The following is a 511-nucleotide window of genomic DNA, read 5'->3' on the forward strand; positions in this document are numbered from 1 at the left end:
CGACGTGCTCGCGGCGAGCGTCGCGAGGAACACCCATTTTTCCCACATCCGCGCGGCCACGTCGTCACTGAGCGTCGCATCGAAACCCGCGCCGCCGAGCACCTCGGCCACCGCGCGCACACGCGGCGATTCGCCGCCCGCGAGTTCGCCGAACGTGACCCCGTGCGTGTCGTTGAGGTGCACGATGCGCTGCTCGCGATCGAGCGTCGCCGCGATCACGCACAGCCCGCCGAGCACCTGCGCGGCGCCGAACCGCTCGCGCAGCACGTCGAGATGGCGCATCCCGTTGAGCATGGGCAGGATCAGCGTCTGCGGGCCGACGAACGGCGCGAACGACTGAATCGCGTCGTCGAGGCTGTACGCCTTGCAGCTCAGCAGCACGAGGTCGAACGGCGCGACGCCGGCACCCGCGTCGCCCGCGCGCACGGTCTGCACGTTCGCGAGCGTCAGGTCGCCGCGCGGGCTGCGGATCAGCAGCCCGTCGCGCGCCAGCGCGGCCGCGCGGCCGTCG

At 72.6% G+C, this 511-nt stretch carries 1 protein-coding gene; it reads right to left on the reverse strand.

All coding sequences use genetic code 11. The features are described 5' to 3' along the window. Positions 1–511 (reverse strand): 2-dehydropantoate 2-reductase N-terminal domain-containing protein (locus L810_RS43825; RefSeq protein WP_042978568.1); only part of this gene is annotated, 511 nt, incomplete at both ends.

This window comes from Burkholderia sp. AU4i (genome assembly GCF_000466765.1).
Lineage (GTDB): Bacteria > Pseudomonadota > Gammaproteobacteria > Burkholderiales > Burkholderiaceae > Burkholderia > Burkholderia cepacia.